The 20,908-nt window shown below is 59.9% G+C and carries 18 protein-coding genes; 12 read left to right on the forward strand and 6 right to left on the reverse strand.

Features of this window, described 5'->3' with window-relative positions:
* Positions 1-25: 25 nt before the first annotated feature.
* Positions 26-409, forward strand: coding sequence for a response regulator transcription factor (locus LDZ28_RS29280; RefSeq protein ID WP_244831254.1), 384 nt, complete (start codon positions 26-28; stop codon positions 407-409).
* Positions 410-629: 220 nt separating this feature from the next.
* Here the strand turns inward: LDZ28_RS29280 and LDZ28_RS29285 are convergent, their stop codons facing one another.
* The 3 genes from LDZ28_RS29285 to LDZ28_RS29295 form a co-directional block, all read right to left on the reverse strand.
* Positions 630-1,553 (reverse strand): DNA-3-methyladenine glycosylase, encoded by a 924-nt coding sequence (locus LDZ28_RS29285; RefSeq protein WP_244831255.1) that lies wholly within the window; start codon positions 1,551-1,553, stop codon positions 630-632.
* Between the two features lie 108 nt (positions 1,554-1,661).
* Complete coding sequence (locus tag LDZ28_RS29290; RefSeq protein WP_244831256.1) at positions 1,662-2,030, reverse strand: hypothetical protein; 369 nt, start codon at positions 2,028-2,030, stop codon at positions 1,662-1,664.
* Between the two features lie 119 nt (positions 2,031-2,149).
* Positions 2,150-2,896, reverse strand: a complete 747-nt coding sequence (locus tag LDZ28_RS29295) for a GntR family transcriptional regulator (protein ID WP_244831257.1) — start codon at positions 2,894-2,896, stop codon at positions 2,150-2,152.
* Positions 2,897-3,059: 163 nt separating this feature from the next.
* Between LDZ28_RS29295 and LDZ28_RS29300 the strand changes: the two genes are divergently transcribed.
* The 5 genes from LDZ28_RS29300 (at position 3,060) to LDZ28_RS29320 (ending at position 11,051) form a co-directional block, all read left to right on the forward strand.
* Positions 3,060-4,280: an alanine--glyoxylate aminotransferase family protein gene (locus LDZ28_RS29300; protein ID WP_244831258.1), complete on the forward strand. Its 1,221-nt coding sequence runs from the start codon at positions 3,060-3,062 to the stop codon at positions 4,278-4,280.
* Entirely contained in the window at positions 4,277-5,041 is a 765-nt protein-coding gene (locus tag LDZ28_RS29305) for a 2-keto-4-pentenoate hydratase (RefSeq protein WP_244831259.1), read from the forward strand. The genes LDZ28_RS29300 and LDZ28_RS29305 overlap by 4 nt, the downstream gene beginning before the upstream one ends.
* Before the next feature lie 76 nt (positions 5,042-5,117).
* Positions 5,118-8,156, forward strand: coding sequence for an FAD-binding and (Fe-S)-binding domain-containing protein (locus LDZ28_RS29310; protein ID WP_244831260.1), 3,039 nt, complete (start codon positions 5,118-5,120; stop codon positions 8,154-8,156).
* 283 nt (positions 8,157-8,439) lie between these two features.
* On the forward strand, positions 8,440-9,729 hold the full coding sequence (locus LDZ28_RS29315; protein WP_244831261.1) for an MFS transporter: 1,290 nt from the start codon (positions 8,440-8,442) through the stop codon (positions 9,727-9,729).
* Positions 9,730-9,905: 176 nt separating this feature from the next.
* Positions 9,906-11,051 carry a DSD1 family PLP-dependent enzyme gene (locus LDZ28_RS29320; protein WP_244831262.1) on the forward strand — a complete coding sequence of 382 codons (1,146 nt, stop codon included), beginning with the start codon at positions 9,906-9,908 and terminating at the stop codon, positions 11,049-11,051.
* Here LDZ28_RS29320 and LDZ28_RS29325 read toward each other — a convergent pair.
* The 3 genes from LDZ28_RS29325 to LDZ28_RS29335 all read right to left on the reverse strand — a co-directional run bounded on the left by LDZ28_RS29325 (position 11,048) and on the right by LDZ28_RS29335 (position 14,793).
* Entirely contained in the window at positions 11,048-12,097 is a 1,050-nt protein-coding gene (locus tag LDZ28_RS29325) for an FUSC family protein (RefSeq protein ID WP_244831263.1), read from the reverse strand. The genes LDZ28_RS29320 and LDZ28_RS29325 overlap by 4 nt on opposite strands.
* Before the next feature lie 85 nt (positions 12,098-12,182).
* On the reverse strand, positions 12,183-13,760 hold the full coding sequence (locus LDZ28_RS29330; protein ID WP_244831264.1) for a sensor domain-containing diguanylate cyclase: 1,578 nt from the start codon (positions 13,758-13,760) through the stop codon (positions 12,183-12,185).
* Between the two features lie 157 nt (positions 13,761-13,917).
* Complete coding sequence (locus LDZ28_RS29335) at positions 13,918-14,793, reverse strand: FadR/GntR family transcriptional regulator (RefSeq protein WP_244831937.1); 876 nt, start codon at positions 14,791-14,793, stop codon at positions 13,918-13,920.
* A 179-nt stretch (positions 14,794-14,972) separates the two neighbouring features.
* Between LDZ28_RS29335 and LDZ28_RS29340 the strand changes: the two genes are divergently transcribed.
* The 6 genes from LDZ28_RS29340 to LDZ28_RS29365 all read left to right on the forward strand — a co-directional run bounded on the left by LDZ28_RS29340 (position 14,973) and on the right by LDZ28_RS29365 (position 20,908).
* The gene (locus tag LDZ28_RS29340; RefSeq protein ID WP_244831265.1) at positions 14,973-16,181 is read left to right on the forward strand and encodes an ABC transporter substrate-binding protein; all 1,209 of its coding nucleotides are present in this window, start codon (positions 14,973-14,975) and stop codon (positions 16,179-16,181) included.
* Between the two features lie 73 nt (positions 16,182-16,254).
* Complete coding sequence (locus LDZ28_RS29345; protein ID WP_244831266.1) at positions 16,255-17,115, forward strand: branched-chain amino acid ABC transporter permease; 861 nt, start codon at positions 16,255-16,257, stop codon at positions 17,113-17,115.
* A gap of 23 nt (positions 17,116-17,138) precedes the next feature.
* Complete coding sequence (locus tag LDZ28_RS29350; protein ID WP_244831938.1) at positions 17,139-18,137, forward strand: branched-chain amino acid ABC transporter permease; 999 nt, start codon at positions 17,139-17,141, stop codon at positions 18,135-18,137.
* On the forward strand, positions 18,134-18,901 hold the full coding sequence (locus LDZ28_RS29355; RefSeq protein WP_244831267.1) for an ABC transporter ATP-binding protein: 768 nt from the start codon (positions 18,134-18,136) through the stop codon (positions 18,899-18,901). Before LDZ28_RS29350 ends, LDZ28_RS29355 begins: the two co-directional genes overlap by 4 nt.
* A complete protein-coding gene (locus tag LDZ28_RS29360) occupies positions 18,901-19,599 on the forward strand; it encodes an ABC transporter ATP-binding protein (RefSeq protein WP_370652276.1) in 699 nt (232 codons plus the stop codon). The genes LDZ28_RS29355 and LDZ28_RS29360 overlap by 1 nt, the downstream gene beginning before the upstream one ends.
* A 49-nt stretch (positions 19,600-19,648) precedes the next feature.
* Positions 19,649-20,908, forward strand: a complete 1,260-nt coding sequence (locus LDZ28_RS29365) for a Zn-dependent hydrolase (protein ID WP_244831268.1) — start codon at positions 19,649-19,651, stop codon at positions 20,906-20,908.

A 20,908-nucleotide genomic window follows, 5' to 3' on the forward strand; every position in this document is an offset into this window, starting at 1 on the left:
GCGAGCCACGGGAGCATTGGCATACATGAGCTTTGTCTGCATCGTCGATGACGACGCCTCGGTAAGACGCGGCGTCGGCAATTTGCTCAAGGCCGTTGGCTACGCGACCGCGATGTTTTCGTCGGGCGAGGAGTTTCTTGCATCGTCGGCCGTCGACGATGCCATGTGCGTTCTGCTCGATATCAAAATGCGAGGGATGCAGGGGCTCGATGTGCAACGTCGATTGAACGCCGAGCATCGGGGCATTCCGGTGGTGTTCATGTCCGCGCACGGTGACGACGATACGGTTCAGCGAGCCATGCAGCGTGGCGCGGTGGGTTTTCTGCGCAAGCCTTTCGATGAAGAGGGGTTGCTGGTTTCGATCGAGCTTGCGATTGCTGCGGGAAGACGGGGTGCGGCAGGGGCTTAGGCCTTTCGGTCGAAGGCGGGTCAGTTTCTTGAAATCTGGCTCGCACGCGACTTTTGCATGCAGTCGACCGTATGCATTTGCGTGGTATTCAATCGACCAAATGCGATTTTGTTCAAACCTGATGGCGTCTGGTGGCTTGGCGAAATTCAGGTTCCTTGGAGCTTCGTTTGGCCGGTGGCATTGCATGCGGTCGACCGCATACATTCGTCTGGTATTCAATCTACCCGCCTCGCGCTGCCCCAGTCTCCATCGCCACTCCATTCCACAGATGTACTGCGGCATAAGCGCGCCAAGGCCGCCAACGCTCGATATGCGCCCGTTGCTGCGCGGGCTTGAGCAGGGCCGGATTGCGCCGCGCGATGGCCTGCATCAACACGAGATCGGCATCGGGCCATGCGTCTGGATCGCGCAGGGCGCGCATCGCGATATAACCGACTGTCCATGGACCGATACCCGGCAGCGCCAGCAGATCGCGCTTCAACGCTTCGGCATCAGCGTCCGGTTCGTCGAGCGGCAACGCGCCTGTTGACACCGCATTCGCAAACCGCTGCACGGCTTCGACACGTTTCGTGGGCATGCCGATCTTATCCAGGTCCGCGGCGGCAAGCTCGGCGGGCGTCGGGAACCGCCAGGCAGTGGCCTCGTGCGAATGCCCATCGATCATTCGTCCCGCGCGCTGCACGATTCGTCCCATGATCGTCGAAGCGCCTTTCACGCTCACTTGCTGGCCCACGATGGTTCTGACCACCAACTCGAACCCGGACCATGCGCCCGGCACGCGTAGCCCCGGCGAGGCATCGACTAGCGGCGCCAACAACGGGTCGCGTGACAACACGCTTGCAATCCGGCGGGGATCGGCATGCAGATCGAACATACGAGCGAGCGGTTCGGCAAGTTCATCGGCATGCCGCTGCGCATCGCCGTCGACGGTCACGACAAGGCGATGTTTGCGCTCATGCGGCCTGACTTCGACGGTGCCTTCATCGCCATGCCATTCGATCGCGCGTCGATAAACGCCGCCTTCCACCGACTCGACGCCCGCCGCCGCCCGGCCGCCTATGAAGGCGAGCAGGCGAGTCCAGTCGAAGGGCCGCTTGAAGGGCAACTCGATCGTCGTCGAATTGCCGTGAGATGTGGATTGCATTCTGAATGCCGAATGATGCATGCGATTGCCGCGCAATGGATGCCGATGTTACTCCATCGCCTGGCGGCCTTTGTCGTTCGACCAACGTCGTGCTTCGAGAAGGCGATGTCAGGGTCGCTGTGCAATGCGCATCGTGCTTTCGCTGAGCATGCGCCGGAACTCGGTATCGTAGGCGAGAGTTTGACGCGCGCTCGCGACGAGTTGCGAGCGCCGGTCCCACTGATCGGCGCGTAGTACGCAGCGCGACAGAACATCGGTGTAGACGCGACGCATGTTCGCGTTATCGTGATCGACGGTCAGGCGGGCAATGCTGACCTTCTCATCATGCGTGAGTTGCTGCGTGAGGCAATCGACCGTTGCGCGGTCCGTATCGGCTTGCGCGACGCTCACGTCCTGATCGTCGTAATAGAGCGTGAAGCCGCCAACGACGAGCGCCGCCCCAAGCGCCAGGCATGTACCTCTTATTGTGTTCAACATGTCCCCCGATGTCAGGCTCTTCGGCCATTGGCGCGAATCGTAGCGAAGCTTGCGAGGATTCGGCCGATCGAACTGTGCGCGGGGGAACGCAGCGTTCGATGCGCTTGAGTATGGCGTTTTCAGCCAGCGTCGCCGGTGTGCGTCCGCTTCCTGGCAACCGGCGCCTTCACCGTGGTCAACGTGCGCTCGGCGAGAACGGCATCGCGTTTGCCGAGCAGGTGATGACGAAGAATGGTCGACATGCGCCTGCCATCGCGCGTTTCCAGCGCTTCGATCATCTCTTCGTGCTCTCGTATCGCGCTATCCCACTTGGGCGTCTGGAAGTTCGATCGAAAGCGCATGGCCTGCAAGCGCCGGTTGATCGACACGTAGGTTTGCCGTAGCGCCGTGTTGCGCGCGGCTTCATTGATCTTGTCGTGAATAGCCTGATTCCGGCTGTAATAGCCCGACAAATCATTGCGCGCGCGGCATTCCAGCATGACCGCGTGAAGCGCCTTGATGTCCGCGATCTCCTGCGGCGTGATTCGCTCGCAAGCCAGTTCGCCGGAGAACGCCTCCAGTCCGCTCATCAGTTCGAACATCTCGCGGATTTCGAGTTCGCTCATCTGCGAGACCGATGCACCCCTGTTCGGCGATATCTCGATCAACCCTTCCGCGGCCAGCACCTTCAGCGCTTCACGCAAGGGCGTGCGCGAAATGCCGAGCGTCTCGCAGAGCTTGCGCTCGTTTAGCTTCACGCCCGGCGCAAGCAGGCCTTCCACGATGAATTCACGCAAGTGATCCACCACCGTGTCGTGCAAACGCATGCGCTCGACCTTCTGTAGGAGCGGCGAAAGACTGGCGTCGGGCAAGTCGCGATTTTGCATTCAATACCTCGAATTCGTTTGCGGCAATTTTAACCCTAGCTCGCCGGAAAAAACCTCCAGCGGGTTATCCCTAGGCCATTTAGCCTATTTAAACCTTTCCGCGGCCGCATCGCTGCGCTACAGTATTTTGCATGCAAAATTCAATTTAAGAGGATGTGCATCCATGCTGAAGCTCGATTACCACCCCGCTGGCCGTCACTTCCTGCAGATTCCGGGACCCAGCCCGGTGCCCGATCGCATTTTGCGTGCGATGAGTTATCCGACCATCGACCATCGCGGGCCGGAGTTCGGTGCACTCGGCCTGAAGGTGCTCGATGGCATCAAGAAAATCTTCAAGACGAGCCAGCCGGTGGTGATTTATCCGGCTTCCGGCACCGGTGCATGGGAAGCGGCGCTCGCCAATACGCTCAGCCCCGGCGACACGGTCCTCATGTACGAAACCGGCCACTTCGCGACCCTATGGCAAAAGATGGCGGTCAATCTCGGACTGAAGCCGGAGTTCCTGGGCTTGCCCGGCATCGAGGGCTGGCGCCGCGGCGTGCAGGCCGACATGATCGAAGCGCGCCTTGCCGAAGACAAGCAGCGCACGATCAAGGCGGTATGCGTCGTTCACAACGAGACGTCCACGGGCGTGACCTCGGACATCGCGGCGGTGCGGCGCGCCATCGACGCGGCTGGCCACCCGGCGCTTCTGATGGTCGACACGATCTCCGGTCTCGCATCCGCCGACTATCGTCATGACGAATGGGGCGTGGACGTGACCGTGTCCGGCTCGCAGAAGGGCTTGATGCTGCCGCCGGGAATCAGCTTCAACGCGGTGTCGCAGAAGGCGATCGAGGCATCGAAAGAGGCGAAGCTGCCGCGTGCTTTCTGGGACTGGAAAGAGATCATCGAAATGAACAAACAGGGCTACTGGCCCTACACGCCGAACACCAACTTGCTGTACGGCCTGTCCGAAGCGCTCGACATGATTCTCGGCGAAGGGCTCGACAACGTGTTCGCCCGCCATCAGCGGCTCGCGGCCGCCTGTCGCGCGGCAGTCACCGCGTGGGGGCTCGAAATCCAGTGCGCGGATTCGTCCGTGTATTCGCCGGTGCTGACCGGTGTGATGACGCCCGAAGGTGTCGATGCGGATGCGGTACGCAAGCTCATCTACGAGCACTTCGATATGTCGCTGGGCACGGGTCTCGGCAAGGTGAAGGGCCGCATGTTCCGCATCGGGCATCTGGGCGATTGCAACGATCTCACGTTGATGGCCGCGCTCACCGGCTGCGAGATGGGACTGAAGCTCGCGGGCATCAAACTCGAAGGGAGCGGCGTGGCCGCGGCGATGGACTATCTGACGAGCCACGTCGCGAAACCCGAACTCAAGGCGGCGGCATGAGCGCGGCCTTCGACGCCGACGCGCTCGCGCGGCTCTTCGTGGAAGCGCGTGCGCATCGCGCGAAGCTCGAAGCATTGCCGGAAGACGCGCGGCCATCGAACGCGGAAGAAGCCTACGCCGCGCAAAAGGCGACTTTGCATGCACTCGGCGCGAGCGTCGGCGGGTGGAAGGTCGGCGCGAAGACGCCCGATGGTCCGATCCAGGCTGCGTTGCTCCCGGCCGATGGCGTGCATGCCTCGGGCGCGCGGCTATCGATGTCGGCTTTCGGACGAGCAGGGCTCGAACTCGAAGTGGCTTTTGTATTCAATCGCGCATTCGAGGCAGGCAGCGGACCGTATAGCGATACCGACATCATCGACGCGATCGGTTCCGTGCATGCGGCGATCGAAGTGGTGGCGAGTCGCTTCGCTGCGTGGCCCGACGTCGAGAAGCCGTGGCAACTCGCGGATCTGCAGAATCACGGCGCGCTACTCGTCGGCGCGGGCGTGCCTTACGACGAAGCGTTCCCGTTCGTCGCCCCGGCGATGAGCTTCGAATTCGACGGCAAGCCGCTGTTCGAAGGCCCACCGGCGAACCCGGCGGGCGATCCGCGTCGTCTGCTTGCGTGGACGGTCAATCACGCGGTCTCGCATGGCGTCGCGTTCGCCGCGGGCACGGTGATCACGGCGGGCTCTTACACCGGACTTGCCTTCCCGGATGGGGCGGGCCACGCCGTGGGCTCGATCGACGGCCTGCCTACCGTCGAATTGCATTTCGAATAATGCATGCGGTGTGCCGGCATAAAGCATTCAGCATGCAAAAGCCCAAGCAGGCCTCCCGCACTAACCGATAGCGACGATGCTCAATACACCCACAGACCGACTCGTCAAGCCGATCCATCTGATGCCAGCGTCGGCGCGCGCCGGTCGCGCAGCGGCGCCGACCCCTTTGCAGATGCGTCTGCAACGCGAGCTGAAGGGTGATGTGTTGTTCGATCGCGCGTCGCGCGGACGCTATGCAACCGACGCGTCGATCTATCAGATCATGCCGCAAGGTGTGGTCGTGCCGAGGGATCAGGAAGACTTGCGGCTTGCTTTGGAGATCGCGCGCGAGGCAAAGGCAAGCGTGCTCGCGCGCGGCGCCGGGACGAGTCAGTGCGGTCAGACGATAGGCGAGGCGCTCGTCATCGACACGAGCAAGTGGCTCAACAACATCGTGCACTTCGACAAGGACGCTCGAACGGTGACAGTCGAGCCGGGCGTCGTGCTCGATCACCTGAATGCATGGCTCAAGCCGCATGGCTTGTGGTTTCCTGTCGATGTCTCGACGAGCGCGCAATGCACGATCGGTGGCATGGCGGGCAATAACTCGTGCGGTTCGCGCTCCATGGCATACGGCATCATGGTGCATAACGTGCTCTCCATCGACGCGATTCTTGCTGACGGATACGAGGGCAGCTTCGGTAAGCTCTCGGCAATGAAGCTCGATGCCCGCATGCGTGAGCTCGTAGAAAGCGTGCGCGACGTTGCATTGCGCGAACGCGATGAGATGCGTGAACGCATACCCAAGGTTCTGCGCCGCGTGGCTGGTTATAACCTCGATCTGTTCGATTGCCAAAGCCCGTTGCCCTTCAGCGAAGACGGCGAGCCGAATCTGGCGAACCTGCTGGTGGGATCGGAAGGCACGCTTGCCTTTAGCCGGCAACTTACGTTGAAGCTCGCGCCTTTGCCCGAACACAAGACGCTTGGCGTGGTGAACTTTCCGAGCTTCTACGATGCAATGGAGATGACGCAACACATCGTCAAGCTCGGACCTGTTGCCGTGGAACTGGTCGATCGCACCATGATCGATCTAGCAATGTCGAATCAGGCGTTTCGCCCTGTCATCGAAAAGGCGCTGGTGGGTGAGCCGGAAGCAGTCTTGCTGGTCGAGTTCGCGGGCGCCGATCGCGCTGAACAAGTGACGAAACTTGCAAGCCTTGTCGATCTGATGAGCGATCTCGGCCTGCCCGATTCGGTCGTGCAGATGCCCGACGCCGGCCCGCAGAAAGCGCTGTGGGAAGTGCGTAAGGCCGGCCTCAACATCATGATGAGCATGAAGGGCGATGGCAAGCCCGTGTCCTTTATCGAAGACTGCGCGGTGCCGCTCGAACATCTGGCGCAATACACGAGCCGTCTTACCGATGTCTTCAGAAAGCATGGCACCGAAGGCACTTGGTATGCCCACGCGAGCGTCGGCACGTTGCATGTGCGTCCGATCCTCGATATGCGTCGCGATGGCGGATCAAAGATGCGAGCTATCGCCGAAGAAGCCGCTGCGATGGTGCGCGAATACAAAGGCGCATTCTCGGGCGAGCACGGCGATGGACTATGCCGTGGTGAATGGGTTGCGTGGCAATATGGGCCGCGCATCAACCAGGCGTTTCGCGAGATCAAGCAGCTCTTCGATCCGGACAATCGCCTGAGCCCGGACCGAATCGTGGCGCCCCCGAAAATGGACGATACGGTGAATTTCCGCTTTCCGCCGTCGTATCGTGAACGTGCATTCGAGCCGCAACTCGACTGGTCGGCTTGGAACGTGACGCGTGATCCGTTGACAGGCCTGGAGGGTGCGCCGGGCTCTGGCAATGATCTTTCGAACGGACTGGCCAAGGCAGTCGAGATGTGCAATAACAATGGCCATTGCCGCAAGTTCGATGCGGGAACCATGTGCCCGAGCTATCGCATTACGAAAGACGAGCAACATGTCACGCGTGGACGTGCCAACACTTTGCGTCTCGCGCTCTCGGGACAATTGGGTGAAGAGGGCCTTGCGAGTCAGGACGTGAAGGACGTGCTCGATCTGTGCGTGTCGTGCAAGGGCTGCAAACGCGATTGTCCGACAGGCGTCGATATGGCGCGCATCAAGATCGAAACGCGTGCTGCGCGCACCGCACGTCACGGTGTGAGCGTGCGTGAACGTCTTGTCGCTTATCTGCCGCGTTATGCGCCTTATGCGAGCCGCTGGCCGTTCATGAGCGGCGCTATCGAAGCGCGTATGCCGGTCTTGGCGCGCTGGCTAAAGACAAAACTCGGCCTGGCGCCGGAACGCGCATTTCCCCGTTTTGAAAAAGCCTTTCTGTCGGATGCGTCGACGACAATAGTTGCAAATGCAACTAAGGAGGTTTTGCTCTTCGTCGATACCTTCAACAACTACATGGAGCCGGCCAATGCGCGTGCCGCACAGCGCGTGCTCGAGGCGGCGGGCTACACGGTTCATCTCAATACGAAAGCGGGAGAACGGCCGTTGTGTTGCGGACGGACGTTTCTTTCCGCCGGGCTCGTCGACGAAGCCAAGACTGAAGCACGGCGCACGCTCGATACGCTTCTGCCATATGTCGAACGCGGCGTGGCAATTGTCGGCCTCGAGCCTTCGTGTCTTCTGTCGCTGCGCGACGAGTTCCTCGGCTACGGCTACGGCGATGCCGCGCGCAAGCTCGCGGAGGCATCCTTTCTCTTCGAGGAATTTTTGGTTCGCGAGCGCGTTGCGGGACGACTCGATATCGACCTCAAGCCGCTAGATCACAGTCGCGCGTTGCTGCATGGCCATTGCCATCAAAAGGCATTCGATGCCGTGCGTCCGGTCGAAACCGTGCTCAAGTGGATTCCCGGTCTGGAAGTGAAGACGATCGAATCGTCATGCTGCGGCATGGCGGGCAGCTTCGGTTATGAAGCGGAGCATTACGAAGCCTCGCAGGCGATGGCGGAACTGTCGCTGCTGCCGGCGGTACGCAAGGCAAGAGATGCACGCGATGCCGTGATCGTCGCTGATGGCACGAGCTGCCGTCATCAGATCGCGGATGGCGCACAGACCGAAGCGTTGCACGTCGCGAGGGTGCTTGCCAATGCGCTTGCATGAGGTCGCCTGAGCCCGCAAAACGACGTGCATATGAGTTGAACCATCGACAACATGACAGCGGGCCATCGACGACCCGCGAAAGGAGACACGCAATGACAACGCCGCGCAAGCCACGCATCCGACGGTTCCATGACCGCACGGAATAACACGCTCATGGCATATCCGTTCGCCATCGATCGAAGCAGTTCATAGACGTACCGAGATCAGATTTGCAGGCCACGTTCACGGGCATCTGGCATCGCGCCACACGCCTCGGACACGCTCGCCACTACTCAAGGAGACGATGATGTTCCGTCGAGCCACCACACGCGTGCTGTTGCTGCTTTGCGCGATGTATTTCATCACCTATATCGACCGTGTCAATGTAAGCACCGCGGCAAGCCAGTTCGGCGCCGAACTGGGCTTGTCGCACACGCAGGTAGGCTTCGTGTTTTCGGCATTCGCCTATCCGTATCTCGTGTTTCAGATCATCGGCGGATGGGTGGGCGACCGCTTCGGTCCGCGCCGCACGCTCACGCTCTGCGCGATCATCTGGGCGGGAGCGACAGTGCTCACCGGCTTGTCCGGCGGCTTTCTTTCGCTGATCGTCGCGCGCGTGCTGCTCGGCCTCGGCGAAGGCGCGACCTTTCCTACCGCAACGCGTGCCATGTCCAACTGGATGCCGGCCGATCAGCGCGGGTTTGCACAAGGTATTACGCATGCAGCATCACGCATTGGTAATGCAGTCGCGCCGCCGTTGATCGTGTGGCTCATGGTCGCGACCAGCTGGCGTGGCGCGTTCATCATCACGGGGATCATCAGCTTCATCTGGGCGCTCGTGTGGGTCTTCTACTTCCGCGATAATCCGCGCGATCATCCGCGTATTACCGAAGGGGAGTGTGCGACGCTTTCGAGCTATTCCGGAGTGAAACAGCGCTCGCCGGTGCCGTGGCGCATCCTGCTCGGCCGCATGGCACCCGTGACCGCCGTCTACTTTTGCTATGGCTGGGTGCTCTGGCTCTTCCTTGGCTGGATTCCGCAATACTTCCTGCACAGCTATCACATGCAACTCGGCAAGTCGGCGCTATTCGCGTCAGGCGTGTTCTTCGCGGGCGTGCTGGGCGACTGGCTCGGCGGCTCTCTCACGGACCGTATCCTTCGCAAGAGCGGCAACGTGCGCATGGCTCGTAACGTGATGGTCGGCGTCTGCATGCTGCTCACGCTTCTTTCGCTTGCGCCGATCATGCTTGTGTCCGACATCTCTATCACGCTTGCCGCGGTCTGCCTCTCGGCCGGCTTCTTCTTCAATGAGATGACGATCGGTCCAATGTGGTCCGTGCCGATGGACATCGCGCCGAAGCACTCGGGAACTGCATCCGGCATTATGAATTCAGGTTCGGCGCTCGCGGCGATCATCAGTCCAGTGGTCGGCGGCTGGCTGATCGACCGCACCGGCAACTGGAATCTGCCGTTCACCGTGTCGATGATTCTGATGGCGGCGGGCATCATCCTCTCGTTCACGATGCGTCCGGACCGAGCGCTCGAAGTCGACGAGGAGAAGCCGGACACAACACCGGCGCGAAAGTTCGTTTGAGCGCGCCAGGCCGACCTTGTAAGTGAGACCTGCTGCCGTGTGCATTCACGGTAGCCGGGTTTCGCGTTTGCATGTTTCGAAGCGGCAGAAGGCGGGTGTGTACTGCTTGCATGCAATATGCAAAGCACCGTCGGGCGCTATCATGCATTTTGTCTACCAATCCGACCGATCACCGCATGACGTTCGCTCCTCCTCCCGCTGCCCGTCCGGGCGATACACTCGACGCCGTTGCCACGCCGTCGTTGCTTCTCGACCTGGATGCTTTCGACGTCAATCTCGCCACCATGGCGGCGTTTGCGAAACAGAAGGGTGTCGCGCTCCGACCGCATGCGAAGGCGCATAAATCGAGCGTCATTGCCCGCAAGCAGATCGAGGCGGGTGCCGTTGGCGTATGCTGCCAGAAGCTCTCCGAGGCTTATCCCTTCGCGGCGGCGGGCGTTCGAAGCATTCATATCAGCAACGAATTCGCGGGCGCCGACAAACTGGCGATGGCAGTGGAACTCGCCGCGCATGTACGGCTTTCCGTTTGCGTCGACGCGTTGCCGCAAGTCGCAGCGCTCGGCGATGCCGCCGCACGCGCGGGCGTCGAGATCGACGTGCTGCCGGAAGTCGATGCAGGCCAGCATCGGTGCGGCGTCACCAATGAAGATGCTCTTCTCGCGCTCGTCGACGCGATTCATGCGCAAGCCGCGCTGTGCTTCACTGGCATTCAGGCATACCACGGCGGCGCTCAGCACATTGTGCAGTGGAGCGCCCGCAAGGAAGAAGCGCAGCGCGCCGCCGAGCGCACGGCAGCCTATGTTCATGCCATCGAAGCGCGCGGAATCGCATGCGGCATCGTGACCGGCGGAGGCACCGGTACAGTCGAGTTCGACGCGGCCAGCGGCGTCTATACCGAAGTGCAGCCCGGTTCCTACCTCTTCATCGACGGAGATTATGGGCGCCTCGCTTGGGACGGCGCACTTCGCTGGCGGCATGCATTATTCATTTTGTCGACCATCATGAGCGCGACGCGGCCCGGCATGGCTGTCTGCGATGTCGGCCTGAAGGGGCTGGCGGTCGATTCCGGCTTACCGCGCAGCGTGCGTTGGTTGCATGCATCGGACGATGCACCCGCTTTGGCATACATCTCGGCCAACGACGAGCACGGCATGCTGGAAGCCGGCACGACTGTGAACATGAGCGGTGCTATCGGCGCGCGTCTGCTTCTGCCGCCCGGCCATTGCGATCCCACCGTGAACCTCTACGATCAATACGTGTGCTATCGCGGTGATCGCGTCGTCGACCTGTGGCCGGTGGATGCCCGCGGTCTTTCGCGCTAAGCCGGCGCGGACGGCGCGGCGGGATAGATGGCCGAGATCAACGCATCGACATCCGACACGATCAGCTTGATGACGAACTGCGCGACATCGTGCGAGCCTTCGCTTCTCATGCACGCGTCCTTCAGCGATTCCAACGTTGCACGCACGTGGTCGAGTTCGGCGTCATCCCGATGCACGTTGCCGAGCACTTGCGCGAGCTTATCGAAGAGGGTCTGCAGCGCCGCAGCGCTTTCTTGCAGATGATCGCTTCGTGCCGCTTGCGGGTCACGCGAGACTGCCTTGGCGAGAAAGAGGGTGTCGCTGTGCAGTCGCCGCAGAAAGGGCGCGGCCTTGTCGATGGCATCCGCGCGGCGGCTTTGCAGGGGCACGATGATGTGCTCGCGCTCCGCTTCCTCGAGGGCATCGTCGAGCGATTGCTGCGCCTGAGCGCTCTTCTTTTCGAGCTGCGTCGCTCGGGCTTCATGGTCGTCTGCGTCGTCGGAAAGATGCAAGGCGACTAACTGGCCAAGACACTTCAGCGTGTCGGCTACGCAGCGATGCGCGGTCGTAAGCGAGCGGTTCGGCAAGATAGCCGCGACGATGAACGCGGACGCCGCGCCGATGAGAATCTCCAGCACGCGATGCAGCGGCCGCTGAAACAAGGGCCCACCGCCTGTCGGAATCAGCACGACAATGACAAGCGTGATGCATGCAAGCCGCAACGCGGGCCGCGCCGCAGCAAGCGCGGCGAGCGGCACGAGTTCGATCGCGAATACGGCGAGCGGCGCGGCGCCATGCTCGATGGCGATGAGCCCGATCACCCCCGCCACCGCGCCGATGCAAGCGCCGACGATCTGATCGCGCGCGGCTCCCAGCGCCTGCGTGAGGCTGGGCTGAGTGACCACGACGAGCGTGGTGATGAGCGCCCAATAACCTTCGGGAAGCGCGATCAGTTTTGCGGCGCCGTAACTAATCGCGCAGCCCAGGAGCGTACGTGCAAGCCGGCGCCCCTCGGGGACGCTGAACATGCCGCGAGGTCCGCGACGGATGAAGGTCAACGCGTTCATGCGGTCCCTGGACGACGATATTTTGTATGCATTATGCCAATGGAGCGCGACTGGTCGATTGATCTCGAGAGAGGATTCGAGCGCGTCAGCCGCCGCCCGCTGCGCTATTTTCGTGGACAGCCCGGTTCCGGCCTGCGCGTTTCGCACGGTAGAGCGCCGCATCCGCGTTGTTCAGCAACTTGAGCGCGTCATCGCTATGACGCGGATGGGCCGTCGCGCAGCCAATGCTCACGGTAAGGAAGCCTCTCGGCGAACCGCTGTTCGGAATCTCGAGCGCTTCGACCATCATCCGAAGACGTTCAGCAAAAGTCACTGCGCCTTCCTCCGCCGCTGAAGGCAGCACGATCACGAATTCCTCACCGCCGTAGCGCGCGACGATATCGCCCGGTCGCTTGACTGAATGCTGTATGCAATCGGCCACGGCGACGAGCGCATCGTCGCCCATCGCATGACCGTAGGTGTCGTTGTAGAGCTTGAAGTGGTCGACATCGACGAACAATGCGGAAAGCGGCTGATCCGCGCGCCGCGCACGTCGCCATTCCTCGTCGAGACGGCGATCCAACGCACGCCGGTTAGCGAGACCGGTGAGTGAATCGGTCCCTGCGAGCCTTTGCAACTTTTCCTGAGCGATGGCGCGCGAACGCAGCGAGATTGCAAGCAGCCACGACAGAACGATGAAGCCAGCGCCGAACATGAGAGTCAGGCCGCCGATCATCGTGCTGCGTTCGCGCCAGCCTTGAAGTACATCATCTTCCGCAGGCGCGACCGCTGCGATGAGTTGCGTGCCCGGCACATGCGCAAAGGTATAGATGCGGCGCACGCCGTCCAGGGGCGAAGTCGAAATATAAGAGCCGTTGAGTTGATCCGTCATCGACGAAAAGGTAGGCGAGCGAACCACGGTGCTGGAGGCGCCAGCGGGCAAGGGAGGCTTGCGGGCAAGCATCAGGCCGTCTGGCTGCACGATGAAAACGGAGCCCGCTCGGCCGACATTGACGCGCGAGAGTAATGCCTTGAGATAGTCGATATTGAGCGCGATCACCGCCACGCCCGCAAACGAGCCATCCGGTGCGTTAATGCGGCGGCTTAGCGCGAGCGAATATGCGCCGTTGCGCAAGCGCGATTGATACGGCTTTGAAATATAGAGCCCGACGTCGGCTCTTGCTGCGTGCGCCGTGAAATAGTCGCGGTCTTTAAAGCGCAATTCGTTAGGAACGGACGCATCGCGCTCGACTACGATACGTCCTTGCCCGTCCATCACGAATGCGCCGCCTATGTAATTCGTTGCGGTTGCGCCATCGAATAGGACGAGCTTGCGCAAGTCGTCGGACAAGGCCATCACGGCCGGATTTTCCATTCCACTTACGATGGTGCGCAACGAAAGATCGATGGATTCGATATTGCGTGAAATATCGGCAGTGAGCGTCGCGACAACATTGGCGGACGCCTCATGTGCGTTCTGCAACGCCTGCGCACGGCCTTGCCAAAGCGCGGCAAAGGAAAGCACCGCCATGGAAATAGCGATAGCCGTGCCGATTAGGCCGGCAAGCAAGGGAAAGCGCGAGAAGGCATCTGCCACGCGCATCGTGGCGGTGCTATTGCGTCGGACTAGCCGACGCCGGACCACACGGCCCGTTTTGCGCACGACGTCGAATCTCGGGGACATTCATCTCTCCGCGTGAGACACGCTTCGCTTAGGCGACGCCATTAGCATGACGCTGCAAGCGTGAAACTTTCGAAAACCCCACAAAAACAGGGTTCAAATACGCGCTTGGAGAGCGGCGCGCTCGTCAACAGGATTGTAATCGGAAGAAGAAATTCGCTTAAGCTTTACCGCCGCGCTTAATGACGCGCTGGCGAATCTCTGAATCGAGTATGAGCCTGCCGCGAATTTTGCCCTTCATGCGTTTGACGTAGCGCGGCGCTTCCGTCATGTGTATCACCATCAGTTCGCGTACTTTTTCAACGTCGCGCGCACGTGCTGCTTCGGTGATGGCCTTGTGAATCTTGACGTTTGCACGGCCGAAACGTTCGTGCTCCGCTTGCGGTGTATCGTTTCGAAATTCGATCAGTTGTCGGATCATCTCGTTGATCAGCTCGCAGCTAAACCGCAAGAACGGATTGGGATTGGCCGCAGCGAGAATGTCGTGGAAATTCACGTCTTCCTGACGTTGCCTGACAATATCCCGGCTCTCGTGCGCGCAAGCGGGTTCGTCGCAACTCGCTATATTTTCTTCGAGCGCGGCCAAATCCTCTTCCGTCAAATGCGGCACTGCCCCTGCAGCAAGTTCGGGTTCGAGCAACTGACGCACCGTATAGATGTCGTCGATGCTTACGTCCTTAAAGAACAAATAATTTTGCAAGAGCTGAAGGGTTCTATCTAGCGGCACTTCAACGATGGTGCCGCCGCCCGAAGGACCGGTCGTGACCTTGATAAGCCCTTGCACTTCCAGAGACTTGAGCGCTTCGCGAATCGTGCTCTTGCTAACGGAAAACAACTGCTGCAACTCGACTTCGCGCGGCAGCTTGTCGCCCGGCTTGAGATCTTTTTCCGTAATGAGCCGTTTGATTTCCTCAGCGACGAGGTCTGCGCGCTTGGGCTGCTTGATGGGCTTGGCAAGCGGCTGCCTTGAGACTTCCTGTTGAGTCGGGTCGACTCCGGCCGCCGCGCTGGCGCGCTTAGCACGGTCCATCACCATATCGATGCTCCTTAACACACCCCGGAATATTGCCTTATTGACACCCGAATTTATTGTACCTAGCATCGGATTCGTTCTATTTATCATGATAAATAGGATGAAGCTAAACCGACGCATGAACGTACCACGAAAAAAACGCAAGGTGGCCGCGCAGGTCTTCTTCTCAAGGAGCGTCAATTTTGAATCGCCGAAATATGTTGAAGCTGGCCGCGCTGTCGGCCGTTCCCGGATCGTTTGAGGCGCTCATGTCGCGCAGCGCGCTCGCTCAAGGTTCGCCGATTCAGTTTGCCTGCCCGGTGCCGATGTCCGGACCCTTTGCGGCAAACGGCAAATACGCCGATCTCGGCATGAAGCTCGCGATCGAACAGTATGGCAAGGTGCTCGGTCAGCCGCTCGCATATACCACGCTCGATACCGAAGGCAAGCCCGCGACCGCGGTGCGTCGCGTTCAGGAAATAGCCCAACAGAAAAATGCGCGCTATTTTGCAGGCGGCATTCTTTCGTCCGAAGCGCTTGCAATGGGTAAGGAAGTGGAGAAGGCCGGCGGCATTTTCATTACTACGGCGGGCGCCGACGAGCTCACGGGGAAAGACTGCAATAGCGCGACGTTTCGGTGGTCGGTGCCGACCTTCGGCGCGATAGAGCAGACGGTTCGACCGCTCATTCAGACGTTCCCCAAGGCCAAGCGTTGGTACACCATCACGCCGCAATACGTCTTTGGCGATGGTCTTTTATCCGCTGCTAAAGCCATCTTCAAGGAAAAGGGCATCGAGCATGTGGGCAACAGCTATCACTCGCTAAACGAAAAAGAATTCAGCGGATATCTGACCAACGCTGTCGCGGCCAAGCCGGACGTCCTGCTTATTCTGAACTTTGGCTCACAGTCGTCGGATACGTTGCGACAAGCCGTGAGCTTCGGCATGAAGAACAACTGCACGATTCTCATGGCCTGGGCGTCCGGTCTGGAGCAGTTCGAAGCGCTCGGTCCGGACATCTGCGAAGGGGTGTATTTCGGCGCGCAGTACTGGCACGCAATTGATTCCCCGCTCAATCAGGATCTCGTCAAGCGCGCCAATGCGGCCTTTAAAGCGAACCCGAACTACAGTCTTGCGGGATCGTATATCTGTACCAAGATTTTGCTGGACGGCATCGTGAAGGCAGGTACGGCAGACCCCAAGAAAGTCATCGCGACGCTGGAAGGAATGAAGTATTCAGGTCTGACGGGCCCTGAGGAAATCCGCGCAGGCGACCATCAGGTGCTCAAGAATTATTATTTGCTCAAGGGTAAGCCCAAGAGCAAGATGAAAGACAAGGACGACTACGCCGATATCGTCAGTTCAGGACAATCGTTCCTTCCGCTCGACAAGACGCAATGCAAGATGGCTTGACAATGCTTAGGCACAAGCTGGAAGCGAATGCGCTTGAAGCGCGTTCGCGCCGTTTCTCTTTTGAGCCAAGGCCATGAACGTTTATCTGTTGCAGGTCGTGAACGGCATCGGCGTGGGGATGCTGTATTTTCTGCTCGCGGTCGGCTTGTCGATCGTATTCGGGCTCCTGCGCTTCGTGAATTTCGCGCACGGCGCGTTCTACCTTCTTGGTGCGTATTTCTGTTATCAGGCGATGCAGTGGTCAATGAGCTTCTGGATGGCGCTCATCGTCGTGCCGGTTGTAGTAGGCGTGCTTGCGTGGATAGTAGAAAAGATCGTACTGCGGCACGTCTATGCGCAGCAGCACGAGTTTCATATTCTCGCGACAGTGGGCCTCGCACTCGTGCTGCAGGAGTGCGCAATCATCCTATGGGGACCGCTCGGCGACAACGTAGCGGTGCCGGATGTGCTGAATGGCGTCGTGATCTGGGGCAGCTTCGTCTATCCGAAATACCGCCTTTTCGTGATCGGATTCACGGCAGTGCTCGCGGCCATTCTCTGGTGGGTACTCGAAGGCACGCGGCTCGGTAGCGCCGTTCGCGCGGGCAGTGAATCCAGTGAGATGGTGTCCTTGCTCGGTATCAATGTGACGCGGGTCTTCAGTCTCGTGTTCGCGCTCGGCGCGGGCACGGCAGCGCTTGCAGGCGTCCTTGCCGCACCCATACGCGGCGTCGATCCATTCATGGGTATCGAAGCTTTGGGCGTGGCCTTCGTGGTTGTCGTGGTGGGCGGCATGGGTAATTTCCTTGGCGCGCTTGTTGGCGGCTTGTTGGTCGGTATTGTTCAGAGCGTGATGAGCACGTTATGGCCCGAAGGCGCGCGGCTCATGATCTATGTCGCGATGGCCGCTGTCCTATTGCTGCGTCCGAATGGATTGCTCGGGAGGGCAGTGTGATTTCCAAACAGGATTCGAACGCGCTGGACGTCGACGCGCCGCAAAGCTCGTCGCCCCGGCAAGCGCTTCATCGCTATCGCTTCTTGCTGCTTGCCTTATTGGTCGTTTGCATATTGCCCATGACGATACGTTCGGGTTCGCTTGCGACCGAAGTACTTGTCTACGCGCTTGCGGCCTTGGGGTGCAATCTGCTCCTGGGACACACAGGGTTGCTCTCTTTTGGACAAGGCATTTTCTTTGGACTAGGCAGCTATAGCGCGGGTCTCATTCTAACGAAATTCGGTCTACAGGCTCCCGTCGCCTTATTAGGGGCGGTGCTTGCCGGAGCGGTTGCCGCAGCCATCGTCGGATGGTTTTCCATCCGTCAGCGCGGTGCCTATTTCGTGATGTTGACGCTCGCATTCGGCCAGATGTTTTACTTTCTCGCCTACACGACGCCCGATCTAACCGGCGGTGACAACGGTCTTCTCGATATCCCCCGTCCCGCTTTGTCCATCTTGGGCAAGACACTCTTTTCGATAACCTCACCCTGGCAGTATTACGCGTTCGTGGCGGTGCTTTTCTTGCTCGCATTCTGGCTGATGATGCGTGTCTCGCATTCGATATTCGGTCGCACATTGCTGGCTATTCGCGACAACGAAGCCCGAGCGGCCGCGGTTGGGTACGACGTCAGGCGCTTCAAGCTCGCGGCCTTTGTCATCTCCGGTGCGGTCACGGGCTTGGCGGGCGCGCTGCACGCCATGATGACCGGTATCGCGCCGCTGTCTAACATCGACTATCACACGAGCGAGATGATTCTCATGATGACGGTGATTGGCGGTACGGGCAATCTGTTTTCATCGGTCCTCGGTGCGGCCTTCTATGTGCTGTTCGCTGATTGGTTAAGCACGCTTTGGCCGCGCTGGCTGCTCCTGCTTGGGCTCGTGTTGATCGCTGTAAGCCTTTTCATGCAGCGTGGCTTGTGGGGCCTTGGCGAACGCGTCTGGCGCGCGGTCAGGCGCAATCAGGGAGAGGCAACATGAGCACGGCCCTTCTCGAAGCAAGGAATGTCGTCAAGCGCTATGGGAAATTCGCCGCCTTGACCGAGGTGAACTTGCGTATAGCGAGCCGTACGGTCCATTCGGTCATCGGTCCGAATGGCGCGGGCAAGACAACGCTGTTCCACGTGCTCACGGGCACCGTGCCCATCACGGCAGGCAATATCACGTTCGACGGACACGATGTCACACATGAGCCCGATCATCGGCGCGTGAAGCGTGGCATCGCGCGATCGTTCCAGGTAACGAGTCTCTTCGCCAATCTGACCGTGCGCGAGAATCTTCGCCTCGCGGCGCAAGGTGTGGACGCAAAGCGCGCGCTCAATGCGTGGACGCCGCCGCGTGGTGCGCTTGAGCATCGCGAGACAGTGGATGCCGTGCTTGAACGCCTTTCTTTGCAACGTTTCGCGTCGACGTTCGCAAGCGCGCTTTCGCATGGTCAGCAGCGGCGACTTGAAGTAGGCATGGCGCTCGCGGCTCGTCCTAAGGCAATTTTCCTCGATGAGCCGACTTCCGGGATGGGAATCGACGATCTCGACGACATGAAGCAACTGATCCGCAGTTTGCGCGACGACTATACCGTCGTTCTCATAGAGCACAACATGGATATCGTGATGGATATCTCCGACACGATCACGGTCATGCAGCAGGGGCGGGTACTGGTCGAAGGCAAGCCTGGCGATATTCGCGGCGACGAGCGCGTGCGTACCGCATATCTCGGCAACATGATTACCGGAGGCCGTGCCTGATGCTCGAAGCACAGAATATCCACGGATACTATGGGAAAAGTCACGTCTTGCAAGGCGTGACGCTTAGCGTTCGGGACGGCGAGACTGTCACTTTGCTTGGCCGCAATGGCGCGGGAAAGTCGACGACGTTAAAGAGTATTGCCGGCGTCGTAACCCCGCAACAGGGCAGTGTGAAATTCAAAGGCATTGAAGTAGCGAAAATGCAGCCGCACAAGATTGCCGCGCGCGGGATATGTTTTGTTCCGGAGCATCGCGGTATCTTCAAGCTGCTTTCAGTGGAAGAGAATCTTCGTCTTGGCGCCCGTAAGCAATCGCCTTGGCAGTTGACGGACATCTATCGCATCTTTCCTCGTCTGAAGGAACGCCGCACGAATGGCGGTGGTCAACTGTCGGGTGGTGAGCAGCAGATGCTGGCAATCGGCCGTGCGCTCATGAATCATCCGCGGCTTCTGATGCTCGATGAACCCGTGGAAGGCCTTGCCCCCGTGATCGTCGAAGAGATCGTGGCGCAACTCAAGCTGATTCGGGAAGCGGGCGTGGCAATCCTGCTGGTCGAACAGAATCTCGAGGTCTGTACTCAGCTTGCGGATCGACATTACATCATCGAGCAAGGCCGTATCGTGTACGAAGCCAGCAACGACGTCTTCATTACCGACGACTCCGTTAAAGACCGGTATCTAGGAGTAGGCGTCGTTTGAGTGCATCGAAGGCTGAAAATTTTCATCTGCAACTATCGAAGGAATTCCGATGCAAGTGCTCGATCTGCCAGCGCATGCTGGCTTGCGCGTCGACGGCGCGCGACTTTGGAACAGCCTGATGGAACTCGCGCGCATCGGCGCGACGCATAAAGGTGGCGTGTGTCGTCTGGCGCTAACCGAACTCGACAAGAAAGGGCGCGATCTCTTCGTCGCTTGGGCGAAGGGAGTTGGATGTACGGTGCGCATCGATGCAATAGGAAACATCTTCGCGCGTCGTGCGGGCTTGCGTGACGACCTGCCTCCCGTTATGACCGGCAGTCATATCGACACACAACCGACAGGCGGAAAGTTCGATGGCAACTATGGCGTACTCGCCGGCCTCGAAGTCCTGCGCACCTTGAACGACAACGATGTACGCACTGTCGCGCCGCTCGAAGTCGCGGTCTGGACCAATGAGGAAGGGTCGCGCTTCGTTCCAGTCATGATGGGTTCAGGCGTCTTTGCTGGCGCGTTCACACTCGATTACGCGCTGATGCAAAAGGATCGCGAAGGCATCTCCGTGCGCGATGCGCTCGCGTCGATCGGTTATGAGGGTGAACACGTCGCGGCGCATCGCGTCGGTGCTTATTTCGAAGCGCATATCGAGCAAGGGCCAGTGCTCGAAGCGAATGACAAAGTGATCGGCGTGGTGCAGGGAGCGCTCGGTCAACGATGGTACGACGTGACCATTGAGGGGATGGAGGCGCATGCAGGACCCACGCCGATGGAACTGCGCCGTGACGCGTTGCTCGTGGCAGCCGATCTTATCCGCGAGGTCAATCGCATTGCGATCTCGCATGCTCCGCATGGACGCGGTACGGTCGGTTGGGTGGACGTACATCCGAATTCGCGCAATGTGATCCCGGGCCGTGTGAAGCTAACCGTCGACTTCCGCGCTGCCGACGACGCCACGCTCGATGAGATGGATGCCGCCCTGCGTGACATGTGCGCCAAGTCGTCGTTGCCTGTAGCGGTAGACGAAGTGGTCTACTTTGCACCGCAACCGTTCGATTCATCGCTGGTCGATTCGGTGCGTGACAGCGCCAATGCACTAGCTTATACGTCGATGGATGCGATAAGCGGCGCGGGTCACGATGCGGTGTACCTTGCGCGCGTTGCGCCCGCTGCCATGATCTTCGTGCCGTGCAAGGATGGCATTAGCCACAATGAAATAGAGGATGCGCAGGCCGATCATCTCGAAGCAGGCTGTAACGTGCTGCTTCAAGTCATGCTGCGTGCCGCAAATGCACCGGCTCAAGAAGGAGCGTAA

Origin of the sequence: Caballeronia sp. TF1N1, from assembly GCF_022878925.1 — a bacterium.
Classification (GTDB): domain Bacteria; phylum Pseudomonadota; class Gammaproteobacteria; order Burkholderiales; family Burkholderiaceae; genus Caballeronia.